The organism is Paenibacillus sp. FSL L8-0333, from assembly GCF_037965665.1.
Taxonomy (GTDB): Bacteria; Bacillota; Bacilli; order Paenibacillales; family Paenibacillaceae; genus Paenibacillus_AQ; species Paenibacillus_AQ odorifer.
In genome coordinates this window covers 1,555,716-1,576,141 of the sequence record NZ_CP150186.1, presented here as the reverse complement: position 1 = coordinate 1,576,141, position 20,426 = coordinate 1,555,716, and the positions used below count along the sequence as shown (strand labels likewise).

The following is a 20,426-nucleotide window of genomic DNA, read 5'->3' as shown; positions in this document are numbered from 1 at the left end:
CACACAAAAAACGACTCATCCGTAGACAAGTCGTTTTTTAAGTTTTATTATTAATAGATTATTACTGTGTAATTGTCATCAGTCTCACCGCTTAGCCTTATAAAACTCATGATACAGCTTCATCAGCGCCCTTTTCTCTATCCGCGAAACATAACTCCGCGAGATTCCAAGCTCCTTGGCAATCTCCCGCTGTGTTCGTTCCTCCCCACCCGTGTCCAATCCAAAACGACCCACCACAACTTCTTTCTCCCGATCATCCAAAATATCGAGATTGCGATAAATCTTGCTCTTCTCAATCTTCAGATCTACTTCTTTAATGACATCATCCGCTTCCGAACCGAGGATATCAATGAGTGTAATTTCATTACCTTCCTTGTCTGTCCCAATCGGATCGTGGAGAGATACGTCTTTACGAGTCTTCTTCAAGGATCTTAGGTGCATCAGAATCTCGTTTTCGATACAACGGGCAGCAAAAGTGGCCAGCTTTGTGCCTTTGTTCGGGCGGTAGCTCTCGATAGCTTTAATCAAGCCGATCGTGCCGATGGAGATCAGATCCTCCATATCTTCTCCGGTATTATCGAATTTTTTCACTATATGGGCAACGAGCCGCAAATTATGCTCAATCAACAAATTGCGGGCCTTGGCATCTCCCTCAGCCATCATCCCTAAGTATCGGCTTTCCTCCTGCTCCGAGAGCGGTTGTGGAAATGCATTATTCCTTACGTATGATACCAGCAGCGTCAGTTCTTTGATCAGCAACGCAATCGTGCTTAAGAATCCAGGCAACTTGGCGACACCTCCCGCACTTGTACAATGAAACCGATCTGTTTGCCTTACGGGTTCATGGTCATCCTTATTGTATGTGGGCGTGCGCCTAGAAGTGCCTGTACGGGGGAAATTGTACAACCACAGAAATTTATTTTTTATACGAGAAATCAGTCATACTCTACTCATTCACTTGTCTTTTAACACGATGTTGTTAGCGGTAATTCTCACTCTCTTTTGATAATAACTTCCGCTTCACTAGACGTAAAAACCTTTATGATGTCCTTATCAAAAGTAACCTTCAAAATAGACTCAGGTGATTGTTCTATAATACCGCCGCAAGAATCTCCGGACGGATCACCGTATACAGCCGAAGCCAGCCAGTGGATTCCAGACTCAAGGAAAGTCGTCAGTGTAGGCAAAACAGTCCGGGGATGAAGCAGGTTTGTGTTGGCATTAGGCCAAATTAGCTCAGCCTTTTCGTAGCCGATCAACCCCTTGACTCCGCTTATTCCCCATGCTGTAGATACTGCCGCGGTTGTAAGACCGATCTGCTGTTCCACCCCCACTTCCTGACCAAGCGCGAAGCCGCCCTCTGCGGCGTCCAACGGTCGTCCGGTCTCGATCCGGTGTATCCGAATATGCCAGGGCAGCCCAGCAACGATCCAGGTCCGAACCTCAACATTAGTCCATGGCTTCCAGACGGAGTGCAGCACATTATCCACAATTCTTGACTCCATATTCCGCCGTCTGACCCGATACAAGTTGTCCCCGCTCTCACTCAGAGCGAGCATGGAATCAAATGCCCCTTGAGACAATCCCCATTCGGAGCGGGGTACACTGAACCCGAAGCCTGTTGAGTAAACGAACTTCTCATACTTGGCAGACGTATGGGTATGCTCATTCGTATATAGATGACCGCTGTTGAAGGCAGCCACATGGCCGGAAGCAGGTTCGCGGACAATGACAAGATGCGCCGGCTTCTGGACTATAACTGCAGGAATATCCGGCAGCGGCAGTTCTTCTTCCTTCCAGAATGGATGCTCCGCGCTGAGAGCCAATGGCAGGAATGTCTTTAACGCCCAGTAGGGGGAACCGGGAGCATTATAATTCTCCGCCATGACCAAGTTGGGGTAGGTATAACCAATCGTCAGAACGCCTCCGGCATCAAAGATCGGCTGGCTGAACCACCAGCGCAAATTGCGCAGTACTAATCCTTTGACCACACCTACAGGGAATACTTCAACGCCTGCATAGACGAGTGCGCTCCAGAAAGCAGACTGGGCAAAACGGTAGCTTAAGCTCCTTCCATAAGGAAGGGCAGATCCGTCCGGAGCGAACCAGCCCAACAATTCGGTGGCAAAAAGCCGGGCCCGTTCTTTGAACACCTGTGAACGTTCCGGGTCCTCCTGTTCCATCAGCTTCGCGTACAGTAGCGCATAGTAATGGATGGCAAAAGGAACATAATAATCGCTATGCCCGTTAATTCCATCGCTGTACCAGCCATCACCCAGATAGAAATCATCCATTCGCTTCAGATTGTTCTCCAGCTGCTCCGCGTCGTAGGGACGGCCGACTCTGCGGAATCCGACATTAACCAGCACGTTGAAGAACAGCCAGTTGCAGTCATAGCAAGGATGGGAATTAATCTGATTCAGCCAACTGTACAATTGCTCCTGTTCCTTCTGGGTAAGTGGTGACCAGATCTGTTCAGGAATGGCGGCTAAGGCGAAACCGAAGACCGCCATCTCTACCAGACGCTGGTCATAATCTTGAACTACACCCCAGTATTCTTCATGGGCAGGATCCGTGCCGTGGCGTATGCCATCCAGCACAGTATCCCAAAGCCCGCTTTCACCGCCTCCCATGAGCAGGGGCACTAAGCCCCACAATACCCGGGAGAAACCTTCCATTTCTGCAGTTGCAGCCGGATAGCTCGCTCCTGTTCCGCCGATTGCCAGCCGTGCACCGCCTCTGCTGTAGAGCGGCCGAAGCGGATCTGTAAGCTGTTCAAGAGCAGAGATCAGATCCTCCCGGGTCTTTAGCGGATTTTTAGCAATAGTCGTAAATGTCTTCTCAGTCTGCATTATGTGCCCCCTATTCCCAGTAGAACGGTCCGGCTTCTTTTAGCCGGGCTAGCGCTTCGACATAGAAGAAATCACCATAGATAAGCGGAACATCTATATTCCGATTCTCAGGATAGTTACTCGTACCATGAAGCAGCAATCCTTCTTCTTCTGCATTGTCCCAAGTTCCATAATTCCTATAAAGGGATTCTGTAATTCTTATAGCCCCGTTCTGATATACATGCGCCTCCGAGTCATCTACTTGGCTAGCTAACAACAGCAAGCCACTCGCTGCACAGGCACCAGCAGAGCTATCCCGAATCTCCCCAACTTCACCGGGAGCACGAAAATCCCAATGTGGAACATGATCTTCGGGCAGACGGGTCAAGAAAAAATGCGCAACCTGCTTGGCTGTATTGAGATAACTCTGCTTGCCCGTATGATGATAGGCCAATGACAGTCCGTAGAGTGCCCAGGCCGCCCCGCGCGACCAAGCCGACTCAGGCGCATAACCTTGCCCGCCAAGCTTCTCAACCACTTCGCCCGATTCCGGGTTGAAGTTGACGATGTGATAAACCGAACCATCCGGCCGGATGAAGTGCTCCAGCACCGTATCCATATGCGCCTCAGCGATATGTCGATAACGTGGATCCCCTGTTACTTCGGAGGCCCAAAAAAGCAGGCTGGTATTCATGCAGCAATCGATAATGGCTACCCCACTGTTATCCTCGCCTTCACTCCATGGATTCCAGGCCCGGATGTAGCTTCCTTTCAGATTGAAGCGGGCCGCCAGATAGTTAGCTGCCTTCAACGCCCGGACTCGTGATGCCTCTCTGCCCGTGAGCTTGTAGTTCGCAACACTGGTCAACAGCCACATAAAGCCTAGGTCATGGTCCAGCTTCACATAACCATCCAGCACCTCGTCAAGCCGTTCCTCACACCGCTCAGCAACCGCTTTCAAATCCTCATCACCACTCTCAGCATAGAGCTGCCAGAGCATTCCCGGCCAAAAGCCGGCTGTCCACCAGTTTGGTGCTTCAAGCACGTATTTGCCGCCTTGACTCGCATGGGGGAATTCTGCACCGATTCTCCGGCTGTTCGTTCTAGTCTTCTCCAAGGCTTTGCCCCAAGCCTCGTCTACCCAAGCTTGCTTTACTAATCTACTCATCTAAATCCCGCCTTTATTCGAATTAGCCTCTACCCTCTGATAGAGGACTTTTTATAAGCTCATGCCCATCTTTTATAGAAATTGAAAAGTGAATAGCAGTTTGCCCTCCGCGCCAAGCTGAAGCACATGGAAGTCCAGACTATACCAGAGCTTCTCCATGCCAAAATGATCCCGGTACACATGCACAGTAATCTCCGGCTCAACTTTCAGTGAATCGTATGTCACTTCAACGCCGCGAGCCGTAGTCCCCGGCAGCAGCAAGGTACCCGGATGAAGGAGCTTAGGCTCACGCCAGGTGACAAACCGCTCCGTCCAGCTCGCCGGAATTCCCGCATACCGGTAAGTATCTGTCAGCTCCAGCCGAGGACGTTCCTCTTTATGCCAGACGAACGAACGGATTAAGGACTGTAGTCCTGTTACCTGATAAGCCTGTGTCAGATCCAGTGTCAGCTCATCACTCTCCTCCGCCGCCGATGCATGCAGCACTGTGGAGCTGAACTCCCGACCGGCCAGCTGATACTGGCCATCAATGATCGGCAGCGAATGACCCTGCGATCCATTGCAGTCATACTGGTAACGGCCAGCCCCAAAATAATCAGCAGTATACTCTCCGCTCCCAAGATCGGATGCATAGATTTCTCCCCGGCCGCTCAGAATGAAATGTCCCAGATCATTATGGTTATGCGGTTCAGCATTGTGCCCGCCCTTAGTGGCGAATCCGAATGAACCCGCCTCCGACATATGACGCGAGACAAGCCAAGCGGCATCAGGGAGAAAATAGCTGGCGGCTCGCCAAGCTTCGTCCTCCTTGCCAGCCCTGGTCCAGATCAGATTGCGGAAAGCCGGTGCAAAGCGGCTGCAATGATCTTCAGTGTAAGGAGCACGCAAAGCGGATGGGGGGCGTTCGACATCCGTACAGACTTCCGCCAGATAATGGGACAATCCCATATGTACTAGCACCTGAGGCACTGAATCAGAGAAATTGGCTACATGACTTCCGTCAATGAAACATTTTTGTTGGAAGCGCGCGATTTGCGCTACCTTCTCTTGCTTGAACCAGTCCAGTCTGCCTGCGCTTCTGGAACAGAGCAGATCGCTATAATAAGTGAAATAACCAAACCCATAATTCCAGTACCCAAGGCCTTCCAGACAGGCACCATCCTCACCGAACCCTTCCAGGTAATACAACATGGCGCGCTCTGTCCTCAGCAGAATATCCGCAAGCATGGCCGGGTCCTCCACAGACAGCAAGGCAGCAGCCCCGATTGATCCCGCACAGACCGCTGCCCAATTATGCCGCGCTGTCTCCCAATCATAAGGGCCATTTTCAAGAAATGGACGAAACAGTCTCCGCTCTACTTCATGGTGGATTCGGGATCTCAGAAGCTGCGAAAGTCGTTCCCCGAGCAAAAGTAAAACTTCACTTAAAGTAAATCCGGTCTCGGAAGAAAACAGATCAATATACCGGTTGATATCAGCTGCATTATGATCCGCTGGGAGGTGGGCCGGAAGACACCAGGTGTACTCATCGCATATAGCCCAGAGGATGTCCTCCAGCTTCTCCAGTACTTCCGGATGATCCGGCTCCAGCAAAGCCAGAAATACATAAGTATTCAGCCTTCTTCTCCGTTCAAAATAGACCCGTTCATATTCCAGCCTCGAACCCGTACGCGAATAAATGGAAAATAACGTATACGACAGTTCAGGTATAGACTGCCCGTCCAGCCTTACCGCCTCCGCGCGGATTTCGCTGATATCTACCTGTAGTACTCCCGATGATAACGCCCGTTTCCAAAAAGCAACCGCATCCCCCTTTGGATAATACAAGCTCAGATCGACTGGCTTCATTTTATGCACTATTTCCAAAAGCATCTGTTTATTCATGCCTTTTTTCCTCCTTATAGATCAGTCAGATCCGCGAAGCATCTTATTCTTCACTAATATGGCTGAATACTTTTTATTCCAAGGCATGATCTCTCATAACATCCTCACCGGCTGCAATTTTTAATGAAGTCCATTTCATCTCTTCCCCTGACCAGAAAGGATCAGAAGGGAGCAGCCCCAGCGGGAGGAATACGGAGGCGCATAAATAAAGACTGCCTGTATTGATATAGCTCTCCGCAAGCTCCGGCTGATAACCGTATACCCCCGGACGTAGCCATCCGGACTCATCCAGCGTACCCGGATATTCCATAATTCGCGTAATCACAGCTGTCAAAGCGCAGCGTACCTGTGCAGGAGGCAATGCTTCCTCGAGAAAATGCTGCAGCGCCGCCTGCGACAGCAGTTGAAACGCCCCAAAACGGTAAACGATCGAACGCCCGATAAAGGGATAGGTTCCATCCGGTGCAATGCTCCGTTCGAGAACAGTAGCGTATCGCTGTGCCCGTTCCAGAATCAGCGGTTTCAATGCGGAATATTGCTCCGACTCCTGTTTAAAAAGTGCTACTACATCCACCAGCATCGGCTGAATAACAAAGCTGTTGTAATAATCCCAGTGAAAGTCCTTGCCATCCCCGTAAACTCCGTCGCCCTTATACCAATCCATGAACATATGGACCGCATAACCAACGCGCATCCGGTCATATTCAGGATCGCCGAGTATATACAAAGCGGCTTCCACCATTGCACTGAACAGCAGCCAGTTGCTTCCGCTTGGCGCTGTCCGGCGTGTCTGCTTCAACGCTGTTATTAAGTTCCCTTTGACCCGCGCACTCAGCTTGCCGGCAAGCTGCTTTGGCGCACGCACCAGCGCGTGTGCCAGGAATGCCGCATCAACCAGCGGTTGGCCTTCGGTCTTGAATTCCATATAATCAGGTGAATTCGGATCAACAGCGGCATCAATGGCTTCCAGCATTAGCCCTGCATAACGTGCTCTAAGCTGTTCTTCCGCACCCTCAAGTCCCTCTAGTTCAAGCCAAGGGGCCATTCCGCAAGCCAATCTCGCAAAAGCCTCCAAATGGGCAAACTGGCTCCGATCCCTATGAAACTCTGTAGGCAGCTGTTCCTTTAATTTCCGCTCAGCCAAAGCATTCAGCACAGGCCCCCCGATCAGCAGCATTGTATCCAGCCAGTATTTACGCTGTTCCTTCCCATTCATGCACAATTCCACCCTTCCAATTGCGTCTAATCAGCTACAGCTATTTCTCTTGCCTACCGCCTGAATCTTGTTATATTGCGTAATCTTCTACTATAGTTTAGTGTTGTATTATTGCAATGTCTTTGCGAATAATGATGTTTTGTTGCGTATATTGTGATCAATCTGAAAGGGGCAATTCCAATGAAGCATGCCCAGTATTATGAGCCGTTCGATGGAGATATTCTGGCAGGTATCGGAAACTCGCCCATCTCACCTACCAGGGATTTTCACATCCATGATCACTATGAGATTTTCCTGTTCTTGGGCGGCAAGGTGAACGGTTTTGTAGATCAGTTCAGCTATCCCCTGCAGCGGGGCAATGTTCTGTTGTTCAACAATCACGAGATTCATAAAATCATCAATTTATCTCCAGAGCCTTATGAACGGTTGACAATCCATTTCAAAGCTCCACTTGTCTATCCCTTCTGTACCGCATCTACAAATCTGCTCGCTTGTTTCCAGAACCGCCAGCCCGGAGAACATAATCTCGCGCAAATGGATGAACCGCTGATTGCAGAGTATACAACCCTTGCTTCCCGCCTGATTGAGACATTAGAGAATCAGCAGTACGGGAGCGAAGTTCTGGCTCTGACCTACCTGGTTCAGATCCTCGTCCTCATCAATGAGCTGTACAGCCGTACCCGATCCACCGTGCCCAGCATTATTTCCTCACATATTCAATCAGCCATGAGCTATATCGACAACCACTTGCATCTAAATCTGTCACTGGAGCAAATCGCTGGAGAACTGAACGTCGATAAATATTATCTCAGCCATCTGTTCAAACAGCAGACAGGCGGAACCATCTACCGTTACGTCTTGCTCAAAAAAATAGCGTTATCCAAGCAGCTCTTGTCCGCCGGGAACTCCGTATCCGATACCTGCTATCTGTCCGGCTTTAACGATTATGCCAATTTCATCCGTACCTTCAAGAACATCACGGGCATTCCACCTGGGAAATATGGTAAAAGAGCTGAGCTATAAAACTCAAATTCAAGGATTTTTCAAAAAAAGATGCACTCGCAACTGCGGTGAATAGTTGGACTTCCGGCCGCTGTTTTCCTAAGCACTCCCTGCCTCTCCAAATCTATAAAGAACCTGGCAGCCCGCTTAATGCAGCCTGCCAGGTTCTTTGAAATGCTACTTACAAATATCCCAGCAGATTGGAGATAACTTGCGCACCTTCGGCACGGGTCATCGTCTCTTGTGGCGCGAATTGCTTATTGCCGCGTCCCTTGATCAGTCCCGCCTGTTCGGCGATATTTGCTGCGCTCTTCGCCCAGTCATGAATCCGGGAATAATCACTGAACGATCCTACAGCAGGTTCATTGGTCCCGCTTCCCTGCAAATATTCATAAGCACGAACGATCATCACAGCCATTTCCTCGCGGGTAATGCTCTGATCCGGTGCGAACGAATCTGCACTTCGTCCGAGCACGATGCCAGCTCCGCTAACAGCTGCAACGGCTTCGGCATACCAGGCCTTGGAATCCACATCACCAAATGTTGCATGGCTTCCTGCCTTAAGCCCAAGCGCGCGTGCAATCATAGCAGCGAATTGTGCCCTAGTTACATCCCCTTGCGGATTAAATTCCGTACTGGAAATGCCTTCGATAATATGCTTCGCGGCCATGGTCTTAATCACATTAGTGGCCCAGCTGTCACTGCTGACATCCGTGAACAGCTTATCGTATTCCAGGACCGCATACTGGCTGAAATGCCGTATTTCAGCAGTCCACTTACCATTAGTCAACGTTCCGCCCATGAAATCAAGCGCACCATTTGCAGAAATATAGTAGCTGCCTAGCAAGCTTATATTGGCATCCGGATCTACGTTGAACGTAAGTGTCAACGGTTTATCAAAAGCAGTTACCGTTACAGCAGTGCCGTTCGCAGCAACAACCTCCAAGCTGAAGTTGATCACATCACTTGCCGCAGATAAATGTACGGAACCATTAGCAGCCCGATTATTGATTAACTGTTCCACAGCATCTCTGGATACCTTCACTGCTGAGAGCTTAATTCGCGCCCCCTCCGTTTGACCTCCAATAGCTTTTTCTTGAATGCTCTTCAACACTTCTGGGGTCAGATAGATAGCAACCTTACTCCAATCCAGACGTAGAGTGTTCTCTCCGATGATTCCTGATAATCCTGCTGGAAGCAATATGGATTCTGTAGCTTCAGTGAGCTGAACCGTTATTACTCCTCCAACCGGTGCCGCAAAATCCTTTCGATCAAGAACCTTTTCGGCCTGCGGCAGCGGTGTTGGCGCCGGGGACGGGGTGACTGCTGGCGTTGGTGCTGCCGTCCACACTGGTGCTTCCGTTGGCGCCGGCGGAGATGTTGGTACTGTTGTTGGCTCCGGCTCCGGTTCCGGTGTTGGTGTTGGTGTTGGTGTTGGTGTTGGTGTTGGTGTTGGTGTTGGTGTCACTACCGGAGGTTGCTCTGCTTCGCCCACTGTCACGGTTCTAGTCACTTCGATAGCCGCGTTGCCCGCCGCATCACTCACATTATAATGATAGGTGTAGATGCCTGCCGCCTTAGTGTCCAGTGCCAGCACATTCTCCTCATTCTTCGTAATCGTTGCTACAATGTGCTCCGTAATGTCGCCGTCACGGTCATCTACCGCTGTGGCTCCGGCATCCGTATAGCTTGCGCCATTTTCCAGTTGAATGGATGGTTCACCAAGCAGTGTAATCACCGGCTTCATTACATCCGGATCAAGTGCAACGACTACTTTTCTTGTCACTTCCGCAGCCGCATTGCCTGCAGTATCGCTGACATTATAATGGAAGGTATAAATATCAGCTTTCGCCGTATCGAGAGCAGTCAAGCCGTATACTTCACTGCTAACTGTTGTAGTTATACGGTCTGTAATATCACCATCCTTGTCATCATAAGCAGTCGCTCCTGCATCTGTATATTCAGAACCGATGTGCAAAATCACTGTCGCATCACCTAACAGAGTAATCAAAGGCTGAACAGTATCCGGCTCCGGCAGCTTGATTGTTCCGCTCGCTGAACTGTCCGCTGTAGCCTCTCCCTTACTCAGTGATACCGTAAAGCTGAAGCTTCCGTTAGTCTCATCGGTTGCTTCTTGGAAGGAAGCCAAGGTAATCTCACCGATCGCAACTCCAGTATCATTGAGACCGGGCAGAGCGCCTATCGTCTGCAGCAGCCAAGTCTGGACAGCTTCTTCGCTGTTTGCCGCTTCCTTCTGCACGCTGTATACCGCACCTTCTATGATACTCTTAGCCTCATTTACAGCCTGCTCATTAGCAACGCTGGCTTTATCTCTAGCTACAGCCACATAGCTGATCAATGCAGCCTGATTGCCTGAATACGTATTGTTTATTGAGTATTTCACAGTACCGCTCAACGGAAGCGTGAAGTCATAGTTAATCATAGCGCCATTAGGACCTGCGACGAGGCCGGTTCGGACCGGTTTGGTCACTTCTTTCCCTTCAGAGTCAATATAGCTGAGCGTAATATCCATCGTGCGGTTGGTGTTGTTCCACCAGTCCCGATGGAATGACGTAATCGTATATTTGCCTGCGTTCAAAGGGAGCAGGTATACAAGTGGATTATTTTTTGTATCCGAACCATAAACACCTGTCTGACTTTTATCAGAAGGAACTACAGCGCCACCAAGCCCCTTGAGGAGGTACTTAGTACTGGTATGCCCCCATACGCTATTGCCTGTCGAAGGCTGATCCGCCTTGTTATTAAACAAGCTGTCACCTACAAAATCCTTGATTAACGTATACGGCGGCGTGATACCGTCCACCGATACACCAGCATCGAGGAAGTATAAGAGCCCCTCCGGCACCACTTCCACATAACAAGTTGTTTTCAGATTTCCATAAGTGCCGGTTACAGCTACCCGTTCATACGGATTATTGAAGCTGGCCGCATTTACATTCCACTTTACTGATACCAGCAATTTGGATCCGTCTGCCCGAGTGGCTTCCACCTTGTCTGGAAGATTCGGCAGTTTTCCGGCATAAGTAGCCAAATCCTGAGGAGCGACAAGCTCCCGTATATCTCCCGTAGTCAACTGGTTCTGGGCGGAGATCAGGCGTGCTTCAAGCTGAGTAACTCCTTCCTGATCCAATTTGTATAAAATAGGATTATCCAGCGCTTCCTGTGCAGCGCTCTGTGCATCTACGAAGAGCTGCCAGTCTCTGTCCGAATATTCATCCTGTTTGTTCATTTCTTTCGCGGCTGTTACCGCCGCCTGAAGAGCAGCAGTATCTACAGTACCGGTTACTTCCCCGGAAACAACCGCCACCGCATCGACAACCAAGGTGCCGCTTACCACCTTTATTTGCACATGGTGCTGGCCATATTTAAGCCCGCGGAGTGTGTACGTCTGGTACAGCTCCTTGGAAGCTAATGTATCAGCCGATAGAGTAATAACTTTTCCGTCCACCGTTACCTCAAGCTTCGCCGATCCGTTATTCGCTCCTAGAATATCCAGTCCGGTACCTTCAAACGTGTATTCCATTGCAGCGTCTACAGCCTGGCTGGTAGAAAGAGAACGCTGGTAAATGTACATGCCCGCTCCGTTTATATGGCTCCACGACCCGGTATATATCAATTTAGGGTTCGGAGCAGCAGCCAGGTCATACATTTCAAGATTGTCTAGAAGCTCTGAATAATACGGCGTGTAGCCCTCAACCTTCTCCACCTTCAAATTATCGAAGCGGACGTGATAGTAGCCGCTGGCCAGATCTACCCGGCCGGACAATTCAGGAGTAGGATCGGTATAGGAAGCCAGCTTCACCCCATCCAGATAGGCGGTCACTTTATCGCCCGCAACCTGAACGGCAATATTATGCCATGCGTCATATGCGGTATCGAATCCGTCGATCTTCACGCCGCCGGAACCGTTCGCGGCATTTCCGCTCGCAACTGCGCTATTGTTGACCAGCAGCTGCCAGCCGCCGTCGAACCAGAATTTCAGCACATACGGTGTACCGGTTATGGAGTGGGAACTGCCACCTCCCTGATAACGGGCACCTATCGCAGCATAATTGGCTCCGCCCTGAGTATTGTTTGTTTCGAACGAAACATCAACACTGGCCTTGTAGTTCATCCACCGGTTGTCGCCGATGGCCGTTACTGGATCTCCGCTGTTCCATGTGCCGCCAAGCCCCATGGTTCCCGTGTCCAGCTGCTGCCGCAGGACATAATTATCAGACCCGTCCGGAAGATAGGCCTCAAATGCCCCATTGCGGTCATGGGTATAACGCGGGGTAACGCTTTGGGAACCGCCGCGGGATTCAATATAGCTCTGGGTACCCTCATATTGGCCGCCTGCACCAATCTTCACGACTGTTTGCTTAGAATAGTCAAAATCATCAGCGTACAGAATGTTGTCCCCAGTACTGTGTCCCGCTCCTGTAGCATCAGTATCCAGTACGGTACGCTCGCCTTCTACAGGCAGCGGTGTATTATATTCTTCTTTATCCTTGTTCTTCAAAGTAGACACAGTCACGGTCGAATACGGCTTAATCTTAACGGTATATACCCCGCTACCGTCTGCAGTGACGTCTCCAAGATACTGCATATAATTGCTGTTGAACGCTTCTCCTGCATCAGCGGCACGGGTTTCCCATACTTCCATGGATGGATTACCCGTATAAGCCATATTGACTGTCTGCAGCTTGTAGATTTTGGAATACTCGCTGTCGTTCACGATAACCGTCGAGAAATCTTTTTTATCAGGTGCTGCAAGGGTTATATAGCTAGGAGAACCGTTGCGGCCGCTTACCGGATTGGTGCCTGTCGCACCTGTGGAGCTGGCTTGAGGAACCGCTCGCCAGATCCCAGCAGTATTATCCTCGTTCTCCCAGCCTACATTCGCAAACCAGCTATAATGCTGCAAAGTGACAAGACCCGCATCATAATGAATCCAGCCTGACCACGGATCGCGCATGCTGACCAATTCCTTGAAGGAATATTGTCCGCCTTCATAAAAGGAACCAATGGCTGGCTGGTAAATAAAGTGCGTCCGGCGGGAGTTAACAAATCCTTTAATAATCGTGTTACTCATCTCCAGCGGACTGCCGACACCACCAATGCCGGTTCCTGCCACTGTAGGATCTTTCATATTGTTGTTAGGACGGAAAGAGGAATTACTGAAGGTAGACTGCGCCTCACTGTTCCAGATCTCAATATCATATTGTTCTGCGAGTTTTTTGAAATTGCCTGCGCTGTCGTCGTCCGTGTTGTAGTGGTATCCAGCAATCGGCACAGCTTCCCGCAGAGAAGGATCACTCACCATACTGGCACCGAAGCTGCCAATCCCGACTTCATCGGAAATCACAGACTTGATCCGGTTGTACAGTTCCCGCTCTTCGGTGCTGTTGAAGCCTTCGCTGTCAGTCTTGACTCTCTCAGCGTACTGTTTGGTCCACGCCAAATCTGGAGCGTGCTCGTTGATATAAGGATTAACGTAATCGGCCATATAACCGTATTCACGATAAGCGGCCAGAATGGTTTTTTTGTACCAGGTATAGATTTTGTCGTTGTTATTCGCCCAGGCCGGAGCACTCCATCGCAGGATGCTCACTTTAAGATCAGGGTTCACTGCCTTGGCATCTGCGGCAAGCTGGAAGCCGGGATGCCGGGTAACATTTGCCTCTTCATCGGCCGTACGCATAGTCGCCGGGTCAGGTCCCGTGGAGTTATTGCGGTCATTGCCCATCTCGATTTTCACATGCGTCATGAGCGGATGTTCTCCACCGAACAAGATCTGTAGCATTTCTGCATAAGCCTCTGGATGCTCTGACTTATAGTCCAGCAAAAGCGCACTGGTGCTGTTAGCGCTTAGTACGCCAAATCCCTTAAATGTGAGGCCGTTGACATTGTCAGCTTGGATATCGTTGCCGTCAAGCAGAACCTTGACCATAGAAGCTGCGCTCTGTGTAGCTTCTTCGATCTGTTTCTTGATTCCGCCCTTGGCAACGGCGAACCAGCTCAAAATAGGTTTTTCGTCAGCAACATAGGCGTAAGTCAACGTCATTGGACTACTAACGTCAATGTCTCCAGGAATGGTGAATTCGCCTGAAATTAGCTTAGTCACATTAGTGTTGAACTGGTCAAACAAGATCGTCTTGGTTGCCCCGCTAGCATCCTTATACTCGATCTGAGGACGTATTACACGGGAGCGGCTGCCATACCAATCATGGAAACCGCTGCTGAGCGTATAGGTTCCAGCTTCAAGCGCTTTTAATTTATACACGATATGATTGCTGGCAGGGTCGGCACGAAGTCCGACAGTCCATAGGGACGGATCAGTAGCTGGATCGGTAAGTCCCCCGTCTTTGGAATTCTTAACCTTGTTTACGGAATCATCAAATCCCCAGTCCGCCGTACCGCTGATATACTTCTGGTCGGGGGACTGGTTGAGCAAATCGCTGCCGCTCAGCGTGCGAACCGCTTCGTACAGCGGCGAGGAAGTAGGCCCGTTGCCTACGGAATCGCCCCCTCTGCCGCTATCCACAAAGTAAACCAACGGATTACTTGCGGGCGGAATAACTTCCACACTGGCAACGACCGGCCCCCCGTTCGCTGTACCGCTGACGGTCACGGCATCGTATGGCACGGCAAAGGTATCTGCACCAATATTCCAGTTCACTGCTGTGCTCTGGCCTCCGATATCAATGCTGGATGGCAGAGTAGTATCTGCAATTGTTGTCGCCCCCATATGGGCGGCAGCGTAGATAGAATTTACGGTAGCAGCAGAGGCTGCAGACAGAGTGAATGCCGGAAACATCCCAACTACGAGCGCAGTAGTCATCGTTATTGAGAAAAACCTTTTACGAAAGTGCCTTCTGTTCATTCTCTTCTCCTCCTTTGATTGTAAATCAATAAAAGAAAGCGTATTCATTTCGTTGTTAAACGAATAATCACTAGATTTATACAGACCCCTTTGACTTATAAAAAACCTGGCAGCCTATAAAAAATGCAACTGCCAGGTGAAATACGGTTCTAGCCCTTAATGCCCGATGCTGCAACACCTTGTACAAAGTACTTTTGCAGAGCCAGAAAAACAATTACAACCGGAATAATGGAAACCACACTTGCGGCCATAATCAGGCCATATTCGGCGGAATATTGCGAGATGAACATTCTTAGTCCAATTTGGATGGTCTTGAGTTTCGTATCCGTCAGATAAATCATTGGCCCCAGGAAGTCATTCCAGGTGGCGACAAAGGTGAAGATCGTCAATGTAGACAATGCTGGCTTGGACAACGGCAGCATGATTCGCGCCCAAATTCCATATTCGCTCAAGCCGTCAATACGGGCAGCCTCGCATAATTCATCCGGAACACCTTGATAGAACTGGCGCATCAGAAATACTCCAAATGCCGAGAATGCCTGCAGCAGTATGATTGCCAAATGCGTGTTGTTAAGCCCCATGTAACGCATCAGGATAAATTGCGGCACCATGTAAGCCTGCCAAGGGATCGCAATTGTTGCAATATATCCAAGGAATAGAATGTTTTTCCCCCGGAAATGCAGTTTGGAAAACGCATACGCAGCAAAGCTGGAAGTCAGTAGTTGTAGAATCGTTACGATAATCGATAATTTCGCCGTATTGTAAATAAAACGGCCCAGCGGAATGCGTGTCCAGATATCCGCGAAATTCTCCCAGCGCGGATTCTGTGGAATCCACTGCATTGGGAAGGAAAACACATCTTTGTTCATCTTGAGTGAAGAAGACAACATCCATATATACGGAACCAGCATCGCCAGTACTGTCGCAAACAACAAAATATACACAAGAACCATAAGGCTGATTCTAAGTCCTTTACTTTTACCAACCATATCTTTTGAATCCTCCTATTGTCCGTATTTCTTCTCGCCGCGGAACTGGACGATGGTGATGCCAAGTACCAGCAGAAACAATACAATGGCCATGGCGCTGGCATATCCGTAATCAAGCGAGCGGAACGCCGTATTGTAGATTTGATACACCATAACCCTTGTAGAATCATTCAACTGGTTATCGGCGCCGGCAAATAGGTTGATAAAGATATCGTAGACTTTGAACGAATTGATGACTAGAATCATCAGAACAAAGAAAGAGGTAGGCGCCAGTTGAGGGACCGTCACATTGCGGAATCTTCTCCACGCGCCCGCACCATCAAGTTCAGCAGCCTCATACAATTCAGGGTTGATGCCCTGCAGACCTGCCAAGTAAATAACCATGTAATAACCCATGTTTTTCCACACTGTGAACAGTATTACTGTGAACATCGCCCAGTGTTTATCCGCCGCCCAGCGGGGAAGATCCTCCAGCGGGATACCGGTAAGGGTATGCAGGATATTGTTGATCGGACCCATCGTAGGACTGAAGATAAAGTTCCATACGGCAGCAACGGCTACCAGGGATGCTACATAAGGGAAAAAGAATACGGTTCTCATGAAATTGCGGGCCATTATCTTCTGATTAAGCAGAATCGCCAGCGCCAGCGCGACAATCATGGTGAACGGTACTACGCCAATAGTGTAAACAATGGTATTCCATAATGCTTTGTGAAATGTTGTATCTCTGATCAGCCGGGTGAAATTGTCCAGCCCGATAAACTTCATTGGATTGGCCCCGTCCCATTTCACAAAAGCAAGGATAAAGGCAAAAAACATAGGTACCAGCGTAAACAGGGCAAATCCGATAAAGTTCGGCGCAATGAAGCTGTAAGCTACCAGGTTTTCCCGGACACCTTTTGACAAATGACGTTTAGGGATCTTTTTTGTACCCAATATGGTTTCGTTCTGCATTCTTTCTCCTCCAAACCTTCTAAAACTTCCCCACAAATCTATACGCTTTAATATAAAAGGCGGGCTTTCACCCGCCCTTAGAACCGGCTCTCTTAAGGTTAATTATTCAAGAGCTGCTGTACGCGAGCATTCATATCATCCAAACCTTCGTCAATCGAAGCATTTTTAGTCATAATATTGTCATGCGCTTCATTCAAAATAACTTCGATGTCCGCGCTCTTTTCATGCATAGGCATTTCCAGATAAGTCTTAACAGTAGTCAGTGCCGCTTTGCTGTTCTCATCCGCAGGGAAGCCCTCGATGGAAGTAATGGAATTGATAACTTCATCATTCTTAATCGCTGGAATGGTTCCGGTGGAAGCAATAACTTTAGCGCCTTCTTCACCAGTCACGAATTTCATGAAATCAAGTGCTGCTTCTTTATGTTTGGATTTCTGATTTACAGCCAGAGAAGTAATTGTACCCAGGGTTGTACCGGCTTCCACACCATCCGGATGAGGGTATTTCGCAATGCCCCAGTTAGCCGATTGGGACTCGCCGCTCTTCACTTTCTCAATCTGTGTAGCGATAAACCAGCTGCCCATGTTCATAGTAGCAACGGAATTATTGTAGAATACGCCAGAATAGTGCGTGCTTGAAGTCTTCAGTGTGGCGTAATCCATTACGATGCCGTCTTCCTGTTCTTTCAGGATCCGCTCATAGGTTGGCTTCAAGAAATCGTAGTTTCCGTCAACAACAGTGTTCTTGCCGTCCAGAATACCGAACAGTTGAACCGCACTACGCCAAGTATGGTAGTGAGCTCCGTACACTTTTTCAGAACCGCTGCCAGAAGTCATTTTTCTGGCCAACTCATCATATTGCTCGAATGTCATATCATTGCTTGGATATTCCACTCCTGCTTTGTCGAACAAATCTTTATTGTAGTAGAGAATCCAGAAATCGCTGCGAAAAGGAAGCGCATACACCTCATCGTTCACTTCGATTTGTTCTACAGTACCTCCATATACCGAAGGATCAATAGCGTTGCCACTCATAAAGCTTTTAAGCGGCTCCAGGTGATTCTGTTTCACAAGGTTCGAGTAGCCCGGAATATCTTTAATTGTAAGTACGTCCAGATCTGCGCCACCGGACAGTTGTGTGCTTAACATGGTCATATAGTCCGTCGACCCCAGATCGACATATTCGATCGTTACATTCGGATGCTCAGCTTTGTAGGCATCGATCAGTGGCTTGTAGTAAGCGGTAGCTTCCCAATCCCACAAGGCCCATTTCAAAGTCACAGGCTCCTGGCTCGGTTCAGCGGAAGCGTTTGCAGAATTCCCCGTTGCTGGAGCTGTCGTTGCAGCAGCACCTTCGTTGTTGTTATTACCAGAACATCCAGCCAGCAGACTCATGGAGAATACTGTGGCGAGGGTTATGCCATAGAATCTTTTCAGTTTCATTTAAATATCCCCTTTTCTTCTGATTGTGTAACTACGATCGGCTCTTCTGAGCTTAGTTCAAAGTTTATAGCTTTTTCCGCAAGAATGGCATGCATTATCAAACAAAGTTCATTCACTTTTCTGTGCTCTTCTTCCCTGCTCGGGTTCAAACCTGTAATTTTCTATCTAAAACATGTAAAATATTCAGCTTATGTACCTCCCCCTGTATCGGAACGCAGGAATATGCTATGGTATATGAAAACGCTTTATATGTTTTCACATTTTGTAGAGGAGTGTTAAATACGGTAAGAAAATCCACCATTAAAAGTCGCATTATTCTGCTCATGGCCGTATTCGCACTGCTGATAGCGTCGCTGCTGTCTTTTTTTAGCTATGAATTAATTACTTATTATCAGCGTAAAACAACCATCCAGGCGACCGAGTTCAATCTGCAGCTGGTATCTCATATTATTGAACAGGATTTGATTGATCTGTCATCGCTGGCGATGACCTGCAGCACTAACTCTTCTACTAATACCCTGATCACAGACTACTTCAGCTCACCTAAGGCTAGCTCTAAGGAAGCAGTTAATGTATTCAACTCGATGCAGCAGGACTTCCTGAACAACCGCTCCAACAGCTATGCCCGCCGTCTGATTGTTACGGATAGCAACGGAAAGTTTCTGCAGGTGGATAAAACCGGCACCTCTGTTCCGCTTACCATACACAATATCGGTCAAATTACCGGCCTTAGCAACGATGCCGAGGAGAAATGGGACCGGGTGATCAAGGACCCGCTCTCCAACACGAACGGAATTCCTTTTGTTTTTCCTATTTACGGCAAAGGAGCTTCCCGCGTTGGAACAGTGTACCTGTTAGCGAATACAACTGTTATTACCGACAAGCTGAAAGGGTACTCCCTGCCGAAGAATTCCCGGCTGCTGCTGACGCTCGGCAATCATCATTATCAGCTCATCGGCGATCAGGTCATCGCCATTGCAGAGCCGTATGAACCGGTGGCCTATACCAATGATAAACCTGTCGGTCCGCAAACCGAGCTGTCCATGGTCAAGCTGGCGGACGAGAAAGAGAGCCATATCGTGGTATCTTATCCCGTACGCAGCGGAGTCATTCTGTCACAGACTTTATCCAATGACCTGTTCGCTCCCAAGACAAATATATGGATTCTGGTTATGCTCGGCGTCTGTCTCCTGGTTATTGTCTTAAGCGCTATCATTACGCTGTATCTGACCCGTACCATCAGTCTTCCGGTGGAAAAACTGAAGAAGCGGATTGATAAGATCGCCCAGGGCAATTTCCTGCTGGACCGCAATATCGAATGGAACAGCGAGCTTGGCGATGTCGGACGGGGTATTAACCGCCTGTCCCAAGATATCGTAGCGCTTATGGACAGCCGGCTCGCTGACGAGAAACAGAAGCAGGAGCTGGAATACCGGATGCTGCAGAGTCAGATCAATCCCCATTTCCTGTACAACACACTGAATTCGATCAAATGGATGGCTACAATTCAGAATGCTACCGGCATCGCAGAAATGACCACTTCACTATCTAGACTGCTGCGCAGCATCGCCAAAGACAACCGTAGACTGATGCCCCTGAAGGATGAGCTGAGCCTGCTGGATGATTATTTTCTGATTCAGAAATACCGCTATGGCAGTACGGTCTCTATGGTAAAGGAGATTGACAACGAGGAACTGCTAACCGGCCTAATTCCACGATTCACGCTCCAGCCCCTGGTCGAGAACGCCATCTTCCATGGCATTGAGCCCAAAGGCAGAGGAGAAATTCTCATTAAGGTGGCAAAAAGTGGATTCGCCGATATTCTAGTTACGATTGAAGACAACGGTGTAGGGATGAAGGAAGAAGAAATCTCCACGATTCTGTCGAATCCAGGTGACGGAAGCAAAGAAATGCCCGAGAATATTGGACTCCGCAGCGTAAATGAACGTTTGCGCCTGGCATTTGGGGATAATTACGGTCTTTCGATTGAGAGTGAGTCGGGCCAATATACCCGGATGAAGATTCTTCTGCCGTTCCTGCAAAAGGAATAGAGT

11 protein-coding genes are annotated in these 20,426 nt (G+C 49.0%); 2 read left to right on the top strand and 9 right to left on the bottom strand.

The window, feature by feature from the left end; genetic code table 11:
* Positions 1–84: 84 nt before the first annotated feature.
* The 5 genes from sigK to NYE72_RS06890 form a co-directional block, all read right to left on the bottom strand.
* Positions 85–786, bottom strand: coding sequence for an RNA polymerase sporulation sigma factor SigK (sigK, locus tag NYE72_RS06910; protein WP_036675850.1), 702 nt, complete (start codon positions 784–786; stop codon positions 85–87).
* 206 nt (positions 787–992) lie between these two features.
* Entirely contained in the window at positions 993–2,852 is a 1,860-nt protein-coding gene (locus NYE72_RS06905; RefSeq protein WP_076178991.1) for a DUF2264 domain-containing protein, read from the bottom strand.
* Between the two features lie 10 nt (positions 2,853–2,862).
* A complete protein-coding gene (locus NYE72_RS06900) occupies positions 2,863–3,999 on the bottom strand; it encodes a glycoside hydrolase family 88 protein (RefSeq protein WP_038569285.1) in 1,137 nt (378 codons plus the stop codon).
* A 72-nt stretch (positions 4,000–4,071) separates the two neighbouring features.
* Complete coding sequence (locus tag NYE72_RS06895; RefSeq protein WP_038569283.1) at positions 4,072–5,883, bottom strand: heparinase II/III family protein; 1,812 nt, start codon at positions 5,881–5,883, stop codon at positions 4,072–4,074.
* Positions 5,884–5,956: 73 nt separating this feature from the next.
* Positions 5,957–7,099 carry a DUF2264 domain-containing protein gene (locus NYE72_RS06890; RefSeq protein ID WP_038569282.1) on the bottom strand — a complete coding sequence of 381 codons (1,143 nt, stop codon included), beginning with the start codon at positions 7,097–7,099 and terminating at the stop codon, positions 5,957–5,959.
* Between the two features lie 180 nt (positions 7,100–7,279).
* Here NYE72_RS06890 and NYE72_RS06885 point away from each other — a divergent pair, with 180 nt between their 5' ends.
* On the top strand, positions 7,280–8,122 hold the full coding sequence (locus NYE72_RS06885) for an AraC family transcriptional regulator (protein ID WP_038569280.1): 843 nt from the start codon (positions 7,280–7,282) through the stop codon (positions 8,120–8,122).
* Positions 8,123–8,282: 160 nt separating this feature from the next.
* On the opposite strand, the gene NYE72_RS06880 is transcribed toward NYE72_RS06885, so the two are convergent.
* The 4 genes from NYE72_RS06880 to NYE72_RS06865 form a co-directional block, all read right to left on the bottom strand.
* Positions 8,283–14,987 carry an S-layer homology domain-containing protein gene (locus NYE72_RS06880; RefSeq protein ID WP_339211595.1) on the bottom strand — a complete coding sequence of 2,235 codons (6,705 nt, stop codon included), beginning with the start codon at positions 14,985–14,987 and terminating at the stop codon, positions 8,283–8,285.
* 149 nt (positions 14,988–15,136) lie between these two features.
* Complete coding sequence (locus NYE72_RS06875) at positions 15,137–15,976, bottom strand: carbohydrate ABC transporter permease (protein ID WP_080742424.1); 840 nt, start codon at positions 15,974–15,976, stop codon at positions 15,137–15,139.
* A gap of 15 nt (positions 15,977–15,991) precedes the next feature.
* Positions 15,992–16,930, bottom strand: a complete 939-nt coding sequence (locus tag NYE72_RS06870) for a sugar ABC transporter permease (RefSeq protein ID WP_036675858.1) — start codon at positions 16,928–16,930, stop codon at positions 15,992–15,994.
* Between the two features lie 98 nt (positions 16,931–17,028).
* Positions 17,029–18,372 carry a sugar ABC transporter substrate-binding protein gene (locus NYE72_RS06865; protein ID WP_038569278.1) on the bottom strand — a complete coding sequence of 448 codons (1,344 nt, stop codon included), beginning with the start codon at positions 18,370–18,372 and terminating at the stop codon, positions 17,029–17,031.
* A 227-nt stretch (positions 18,373–18,599) separates the two neighbouring features.
* Here NYE72_RS06865 and NYE72_RS06860 point away from each other — a divergent pair, with 227 nt between their 5' ends.
* Positions 18,600–20,423 (top strand): sensor histidine kinase, encoded by a 1,824-nt coding sequence (locus NYE72_RS06860; RefSeq protein WP_081382494.1) that lies wholly within the window; start codon positions 18,600–18,602, stop codon positions 20,421–20,423.
* Positions 20,424–20,426: the final 3 nt, after the last annotated feature.

What these genes read in the sequence shown, in the direction of transcription:
- NYE72_RS06905 (WP_076178991.1), bottom strand. Translation starts at nt 2,852, where the DNA reads ATGCAGACTGAGAAGACATTTACGACTATTGCTAAAAATCCGCTAAAG.
- NYE72_RS06900 (WP_038569285.1), bottom strand. Translation starts at nt 3,999, where the DNA reads ATGAGTAGATTAGTAAAGCAAGCTTGGGTAGACGAGGCTTGGGGCAAA.
- NYE72_RS06895 (WP_038569283.1), bottom strand. Translation starts at nt 5,883, where the DNA reads ATGAATAAACAGATGCTTTTGGAAATAGTGCATAAAATGAAGCCAGTC.
- NYE72_RS06890 (WP_038569282.1), bottom strand. Translation starts at nt 7,099, where the DNA reads ATGAATGGGAAGGAACAGCGTAAATACTGGCTGGATACAATGCTGCTG.
- NYE72_RS06885 (WP_038569280.1), top strand. Translation starts at nt 7,280, where the DNA reads ATGAAGCATGCCCAGTATTATGAGCCGTTCGATGGAGATATTCTGGCA.
- NYE72_RS06880 (WP_339211595.1), bottom strand. Translation starts at nt 14,987, where the DNA reads ATGAACAGAAGGCACTTTCGTAAAAGGTTTTTCTCAATAACGATGACT.
- NYE72_RS06875 (WP_080742424.1), bottom strand. Translation starts at nt 15,976, where the DNA reads ATGGTTGGTAAAAGTAAAGGACTTAGAATCAGCCTTATGGTTCTTGTG.
- NYE72_RS06870 (WP_036675858.1), bottom strand. Translation starts at nt 16,930, where the DNA reads ATGCAGAACGAAACCATATTGGGTACAAAAAAGATCCCTAAACGTCAT.
- NYE72_RS06865 (WP_038569278.1), bottom strand. Translation starts at nt 18,372, where the DNA reads ATGAAACTGAAAAGATTCTATGGCATAACCCTCGCCACAGTATTCTCC.
- NYE72_RS06860 (WP_081382494.1), top strand. Translation starts at nt 18,600, where the DNA reads ATGGTATATGAAAACGCTTTATATGTTTTCACATTTTGTAGAGGAGTG.